We start from the raw sequence: 7,100 nt of genomic DNA, 5'->3' as shown, positions 1-7,100 counted from the left end.
ACCGTCCACTGGCGGTTGGGGTCAGCGGTCGAGAAGGTCTCGACCGCTGACTGAATGGCATTGGTGTGCAGGTGTTTCAGCACCTGATCCGGCGCGTACTGGCCGAAATCGATGCCGGTCCAGCCGGAAATCAGCGCCAGTGCGCCCTCATAGCTGACGTAAGATTTGTACTCCTGCCATTTGGCCTGGGCCTGTTTGTCGGTTTCACCGACGATCACCGTTTGCAGGTTGAAAATCAGCACGCTGCGCGGATCGCGCCCGGCCTCAGCGGCACGGCGGCGGATGTCGGCCACGGTTTTCTTCAGCAGCACTTTGGACGGCGCAGCCACAAACACGCATTCCGCATGTTCCGCAGCGAACTGCTTGCCGCGGCTCGACGCCCCGGCCTGATAGAGCACCGGCGTGCGCTGCGGCGAAGGTTCACACAGGTGCATCCCCGGCACCTGGAAGAAGGTGCCCTGATGGTTAATCGGGTGGATTTTAGCCGGGTCGCTGAACAGGCGTCGGGTGCGGTCACGCAGCACCGCGCCCTCTTCCCAGCTTCCCTCCAGCAGTTTGTAGATCACCTGCAAATACTCATCGGCATAGTCATAGCGCGCATCGTGGTCGCTCTGCGCCTGATGGCCGAGGTTACGAGCGCCGCTCTCCAGGTAGGAGGTCACGATGTTCCAGCCAATGCGCCCTTTGGTGAGGTGGTCGAGCGTCGAAAGGCGGCGGGCGAAGGGGTAAGGGTGCTCAAAGGAGAGCGACGCAGTCAGGCCGAAACCGAGATGCTCCGTCACCAGCGCCATCGGGGTGATCAACGCCAGCGGATCGTTCACCGGCACCTGCGTTGCCTGCCGGATGGCGGCATCGCCGCTGCCGTTCAGCACGTCATACACCCCCAGCACATCGGCAATAAACAGGCCGTCAAATTTGCCGCGCTCCAGCAGGCGCGCCAGGTCGGTCCAGTACGCCAGATCCTTGTACTCCCAGGAGCGGTCACGCGGGTGCGCCCATAAACCGGGGGACTGGTGGCCGACGCAGTTCATATCAAATGCATTCAGGCGGATTTCACGTTTTTGAGACAGGGGCAATGGCAGAGACATGGTTTTTCTCCAAAAGGCGTCCGTTGGGCCGGTTGGCCCACACAGGGAAAGGTCAGTAAGGGGGAAAATCAGGGATCAGCGTGAGCCGGGACATCGCTCGTCAGCGTGCAGGGTATGCAGCAGGCGGCGTGCCACCGCTTCAGCATGTTCCGCCACCTGCGGCAGCCCCATCAGCTCGCCAAAATAGCCGCGTGCCGCCGGGCCGGCCACCAGCAGCCGGGGGTTGGCCTCGCCTTGCCGGTTCAGGGTTTCTGCCTGTGCATTCACCAGAATACCCAGCCCCAGCGGGTCGGCCTGAATCACGCCCTGCCGCGCCAGATGGTGCAACAGCGGCTGGCTCTCCAGCAATGCGCTGTGCGCCGGGCCGGTGGTGATGATCACCCGGTCAACCTGTACCTGTTCGGTACTGCCGTGACGGCGTTGCAGCAGGAGCGCGGCGGCCTCCCCGTCCGGCGCAATCTGTTTCAGCCTGGCGGCCAGCACCTGCAAACGGCCCTCCGCCCGCGCGGTGTCGATGACTGCCGCCACCTGCGGCGCGATGCGGTAACGGTGCACGTCCCACCAGGGGCGGAGATGGCGTAAAAAGCGCTGCTGATCCGCCAGCGACAGCGACGGCCAGATCTGCTGGCCCTGTGCGCGTATCTCATCCAGCACCGCCTGCCAGCTGATGCCCTGTTCCGCCGCGGCGGCGATCTCCTGCCGGGTACGCCTCAGCCAGCCGCGCAGGGCGTGCGGCAATGGCGATGAATGCAGCGACCACGGCGCGTAATCCCCGCGTGCGTTGGGGCGCGGCAGCAACCCACGGCGTGAAAAGGCCGTGACCGGCCCGCGATGGCCGCGCCGGTGCAGCGACGCCACCACATCCGCCATGCTCAGCCCGGTACCGATAATCGCCACCCTGTCCTGTTCGCCGATGCGGTCAAAGGCGCCCGGCTGCCACGGGTCGGCAATCAGCGCCGGATGCTGCGCCAGCGCGTGCGCCACAGCACCGGGCACGGTGGGCGGCGGGTGGCTGATGGCCAGCACCACCGCATCGGCCCGGAGTTGCACGCCGTTGGCGGTTTCTACCGTGTGGCCGTGCAGCCGCGTCGCCCGGTCACGCAGGTGGCGCAACGTGGAAGGCGTGGTCGCCGCCGCCTGAAGGAATTTCTCCGCCACATAACGGCCGAATGCCGAACGCTGCGGGTAGAGTTTGCCGTCTTCCCAGCGCGCGCCGGGGTCATCGGCAAAGGCCGGACTGTTTTGGTACCAGCGCTCAAAATCGCCCTGTTCTTCTGCCGACAGGAACATCCGCCCGGCAGGCACATTGATGCGGTGCGCCGGGTCTTGTGCCGAATAAGCCACGCCGTGGCCGGGCAGCGGGCGCGGCTCGACCAGCGTGATCTCAAGCCCTTCTGCGCTGAGGCGCGCCAGATGGATCGCCAGCGCCGTGCCGGTAAAGCCGCCGCCGATAATCACCACCCGCCGCTTAGCCATGCTCAGTGACCGCCTGCTGTTGCCGCTCCAGTTCCCGCACCCGCGGCAGCACTTCACGGCCGAAATACGCCACTTCTTCCTGGAAATGCAGGAAGCCGAGCAGCATCAGGTCAGTACCGGCATTTTTATAGGCGATGATGCGTTCCGCGATCTGCTGCGGCGTGCCGATCAGGTTGGTTTTGAACCCATCGTTGTATTGCACCAAATCCTCCAGCGTTGAGGCGGCCCAATTGCCCTCACCTTCCGGCGAAGCGCGGCCGGCATTCTGTACTTCATGGTGGAAGCCCTGCACTGCCGCCGGATCGGCCTGATCGAGGATCTGTTGCAGCACCTGTTGCGCCTCCTGTTCAGTGTCACGGGCGATGACAAAGCCATTGACCCCGATTTTCACCTGATGCCCGTTATCCTGGGCTTTGGCCTGGATATCTTCGATCTGGCGGCGGATATTGTCCACGCTGTTGCCGTTGGTGAAGTACCAGTCCGAAACGCGCGCCGCCATGTCCCGTGCGGCCCGCGAACTGCCGCCCTGAAAAATTTCCGGCAACGGGTCGAGCGGCTTGGGTTTCATCACATAGTCACGGTAGCGGTAAAAATCCCCGGCGAAGGTAAAACTCTCCTGTTGCCAGATCCCCCGCAGGCAGCGGATAAACTCCTCAGAACGCAAATAACGCTCCTCATGGTCAAGCCAGGGTTCGCCGATGGCCTTGAACTCCCCCCGGAACCAGCCGCTGACAATGTTCACCGCAATACGCGCCTGGCTGAGGTGGCTGATGGTGGCGATCTGCTTGGCCGCCAGCGTCGGGTGCCAGGGGCCGGGCAGCAGCGCGGCGATCACTTTCAGCCGCGTCGTCGCGCCCAGCAGCGCCTGGGAAAAAGCCACCGACTCGTGCTGGTTATCCGCCCCGTAACCGGCGGTAAAGCGGATCTGGGTCAGGGCGTAATCAAACCCCGCCCGTTCGGCGATCTGCGCCAGTGTCCGGTTGTACTCCGCATCCCAGCCGGTACGCTGCGGGATCTTACTGACCACCAGCCCGCCCGAGACATTCGGTACCCAGTAAGCGAACTGGAGAGGGGCATGTCGGTTTGTTTGCTCAGGCATCAAAAGCTCCTTTGAAGGCAGAGGGACATCGGCGCTGTTTATCCGGGCACTTATTTACCCGGCCGCTTGTCGTTGCCGATGGTTTCCCCAAACGGCCCGGTGTTGATGGTGCGCGCTCGCGGCTGGGCGGCGCTGTCCAGCGGCAGCAGCGGCATCACCAGTTCGGCAAAGCGGTGCGCCTCTTCCAGATGCGGGTACCCGGAGAGGATGAAGTTCTCAATCCCCAGCGCCTGATACTCGCGGATGCGCTCGGCCACCTGTTCCGGGCTGCCCACCAGCGCGGTGCCTGCCCCGCCGCGCACCAGCCCGACGCCTGCCCACAGGTTCGGCCCGATGCGTAGCCCGTCACGCGAACCCTGATGCAGCGCGCTCATCCGTGCCTGCCCGGTGGAATCCATCCGCGCAAAAATTTTCTGCGCCGCGGCGATGGTTTCGTCATCCACATGCGCAATCAGGCGGTCAGCGGCAGCCCAGGCTTCCTCTTCCGTCTCGCGCACAATCACATGCAGCCGGATGCCGTAACTCAGGGTGCGGCCCCGTGCTTCAGCGCGCTGGCGCACCACGGCAATCTTCTCTGCCACCTGTTCCACCGGCTCGCCCCAGGTCAGGTAGCTGTCAATCTGTCCGGCCGCCACGTCGATAGCCTCCGGTGAGGAGCCGCCAAAGTAGAGCGGCGGGCCATTTTCCTGCACCGGCGGGAACAGGATCTCCGCCCCTTCCACATGGATATGTTTGCCTTTGAAGTCCACTTTCTCGCCTTTCAGCAAGCGGGAATAGACGTTCAGGAACTCGTCCGTGACTTCATAGCGTTCAGTATGGCTCAGGAAAATGCCGTCGCCTTTATTCTCGACCGGGTCACCGCCGGTCACCACGTTGATCAGCAAACGGCCTTCAGAGAGCCTGTCGAGCGTCGCGGCCATGCGCGCCGCCAGGCTTGGCGGCTGCAAGCCGGGGCGCACCGCCACCAGATAACGCAGCCGCCGGGTGATCGGGGCCAGCGCAGACGCCACCAGCCAGGAGTCCTCGCAGCTTTTGCCGGTCGGGATTAACACCCCATAGTAGCCGAGGTTATCGGCTGCCAACGCAACCTGCTGTAAATACTGCAAATCCACCGGGCGGCCGCCCTGCGTGGTGCCGAGGTAACGGCCGTCGCCGTGGGTAGGTAAGAACCAAAATAGTTTGATTGTCCCGTCTGCTGCCTGGCTCATATGCGTTTCCTATATAACGTTATCTGTTATTTATCGGATGAATGTCCGAGTTTGGTTATAAAAGACAAAGCAGGAACCGTGCCAGATTTCTGAAACTTTTTTACTGTTTACTATCAATGGATTAGAGGAATGTGGGTAAAACAGGCCTGTTGCAAATGCAACAGCGGCAACGCGGCGGCAGTTGCTTTTGCAACTTTTGCGGCAGGTTGCCCCCTCGTTCTGCCGGAAAGAGTGGGATAAGCTTTTTCCACCGCTGCTGCCAGGAGTGCACACCATGCAAAGCCCGTTACCTTATACCGCTGATAACCCGGTGCTGATCGACCCCGCCTCGCTGGCCTTCCAAAGCGTGCTGGACAGGCTGGCCCCGACCGATGCCACGGTGCTGATTGTTGGGGAAACCGGCACCGGCAAAGAGGTGGTGGCGCGTTACCTGCACCATCACAGTGAGCGGCGCCAGCAGCCTTTTCTGGCGGTGAACTGTGGTGCGTTAAGCGAAACCCTGGCAGAAGCCGAGCTGTTCGGGCATGAGAAAGGGGCATTTACCGGCGCAGGCCAGCGGCAACCGGGCTGGTTTGAGGCGGCCGAGGGCGGCACCCTGCTGCTGGATGAAATTGGTGAGCTGAGCCTGTCATTACAGGTCAAACTGTTGCGGGTGTTGCAGGAGCGCGAAATCACCCGCGTCGGTTCACGCCGGCCGGTGCGCATTAACGTGCGGGTGATTGCCGCCACCCATGTCGACCTGGCGCAGGCGATCCGCGACAAACAGTTCCGGGAAGATCTCTACTACCGGTTGAACGTCGCTGCCGTCACCCTGCCGCCGTTACGCCGCCGCCGCGAGGATATCCCGGTGCTGGCGGCGCATTTTCTGTCGCTGTATGCCCGCCGCCTGGGCCGCCCGCAGATGCGGCTGTCGCCGGAGGCGCTCACGGTGCTGAAAGCCTACCCGTGGCCCGGCAATGTGCGCGAACTGGAAAATACCCTGCATAACGCGGTGCTGCTGAATAAAGAGAGCGTGATTGCCCCACAGCACCTGCGGCTGAACCAGGAGCTGTCCGCGCCGCAGGCCGACGAGGACGACGGGCTGGACGGCTTTATCCATCGGCAACTGGCGAGCGGCACCCCACACCTTTTCCCGCGGATGGTGAATGCGCTGGTGCGCCAGGCGCTTGAGGCCGGGGGCGGCAACCAGATGCAGGCGGCGGCGCTGCTCGGCATCAGCCGCCATACCCTGCGCACCCACCTCGCCAACCTGGGCATGATTAAAGGGCGCAACAAACCCGCCCAGCCTGCACCGGCACGGCCGGCGGCCGGGCGCGAACTGCGCATCGGCTATCAGAAGTTCGGCAATCTCGGCATTCTTAAGGCGCGGCAAAGCCTGGAAACCTTGTTCGCCCAGCACGATATCGCCGTGCTGTGGAGCGAGTTCCCCGCCGGGCCGCAACTGTTGCAGGCGTTGCAGAATAACGACATTGATTTCGGCACCACCGGCGAAGTGCCGCCGATTTTTGCGCAGGCGGACGGCAGCCCGCTGGTCTACGTGGCGTACGATCCGCCCGCGCCGCAGAGCGTGGCGCTGGTGGTGCCCGCCAATAGCCCGGTGCGCACCCTGGCTGACCTGCGCGGCAAGCGGATCAGGGTAAATAAAGGGTCGAACGTGCACTATCTGCTGGTGCAGATGCTGGATGAAGAGGGGTTATCGCTGGAGGATGTGCGCATCGTCTACGCGCCGCCCACCTACCCGCTCTCCCCCAGCGATTACCACGCGGCAGAGGCCTGGATGCTGTGGGACCCGCTGCTCAGTGACGCCGAGCGCAGCGGCGCCCTGCGGGTGGTGGCTGACGGCAGCCGCCGGGTGCTGAACCAGCAGTTTTATCTGGCGCGCCGTGACTATGCCAACCACTCTGCGGACATCCTCCAGCGACTGCTCCAGGCCCTGCAACAGACCGGGCACTACATCGACACCGAGCGGGCGCAGGCCGCCCAACACCTCTCCAGCGAACTGGGGCTGCCCTCCCCGGCGCTGGAACAGGCGCTCTCCCGCCGCAGCCACCGCACCCAACTGATGGACAACCAGGTGATCCGCGACCAGCAAACCATCGCCGACCGTTTCTACGCCCTCGGCCTGCTGCCCCGCCCGATCCAGGTGCGCGACGCCATCTGGCAGCCGGGCGGGTAAAGCATGCTCATTTATCCAGGTCATTCACACATAGGGCGGAGAAAATACGCCCG

5 protein-coding genes are annotated in these 7,100 nt (G+C 63.5%); 1 reads left to right on the top strand and 4 read right to left on the bottom strand.

Annotation, left to right across the window (positions count from 1 at the left end):
- The 4 genes from CYR52_RS07090 to ssuD form a co-directional block, all read right to left on the bottom strand.
- Positions 1–1,070, bottom strand: a 1,070-nt coding sequence (locus tag CYR52_RS07090; RefSeq protein WP_101828276.1) for an LLM class flavin-dependent oxidoreductase, incomplete at its 3' end; no start/stop codon positions are given.
- A 93-nt stretch (positions 1,071–1,163) separates the two neighbouring features.
- Positions 1,164–2,564 carry an FAD/NAD(P)-binding protein gene (locus CYR52_RS07085; protein WP_101828271.1) on the bottom strand — a complete coding sequence of 467 codons (1,401 nt, stop codon included), beginning with the start codon at positions 2,562–2,564 and terminating at the stop codon, positions 1,164–1,166.
- Positions 2,557–3,663 (bottom strand): dimethylsulfone monooxygenase SfnG, encoded by a 1,107-nt coding sequence (gene sfnG, locus CYR52_RS07080; protein ID WP_072928093.1) that lies wholly within the window; start codon positions 3,661–3,663, stop codon positions 2,557–2,559. The genes CYR52_RS07085 and sfnG overlap by 8 nt, the downstream gene beginning before the upstream one ends.
- 50 nt (positions 3,664–3,713) lie before the next feature.
- Complete coding sequence (ssuD, locus tag CYR52_RS07075; protein WP_072928094.1) at positions 3,714–4,871, bottom strand: FMNH2-dependent alkanesulfonate monooxygenase; 1,158 nt, start codon at positions 4,869–4,871, stop codon at positions 3,714–3,716.
- Between the two features lie 274 nt (positions 4,872–5,145).
- Between ssuD and CYR52_RS07070 the strand changes: the two genes are divergently transcribed.
- Positions 5,146–7,047 carry an aliphatic sulfonate ABC transporter substrate-binding protein gene (locus CYR52_RS07070; RefSeq protein WP_101828270.1) on the top strand — a complete coding sequence of 634 codons (1,902 nt, stop codon included), beginning with the start codon at positions 5,146–5,148 and terminating at the stop codon, positions 7,045–7,047.
- Positions 7,048–7,100: the final 53 nt, after the last annotated feature.

The sequence above is a fragment of the Chimaeribacter arupi genome, assembly GCF_002858805.1.
Classification (GTDB): Bacteria; Pseudomonadota; Gammaproteobacteria; order Enterobacterales; family Enterobacteriaceae; genus Chimaeribacter; species Chimaeribacter arupi.
Note: the sequence above shows the minus strand (reverse complement) of the source record. Positions and strands in the feature narration are given on the sequence as shown.

Excerpts from the sequence above, each read along its gene's own strand:
- CYR52_RS07085 (WP_101828271.1), bottom strand. The coding sequence starts at position 2,564 with ATGGCTAAGCGGCGGGTGGTGATTATCGGCGGCGGCTTTACCGGCACG.
- sfnG (WP_072928093.1), bottom strand. The coding sequence starts at position 3,663 with ATGCCTGAGCAAACAAACCGACATGCCCCTCTCCAGTTCGCTTACTGG.
- ssuD (WP_072928094.1), bottom strand. The coding sequence starts at position 4,871 with ATGAGCCAGGCAGCAGACGGGACAATCAAACTATTTTGGTTCTTACCT.
- CYR52_RS07070 (WP_101828270.1), top strand. The coding sequence starts at position 5,146 with ATGCAAAGCCCGTTACCTTATACCGCTGATAACCCGGTGCTGATCGAC.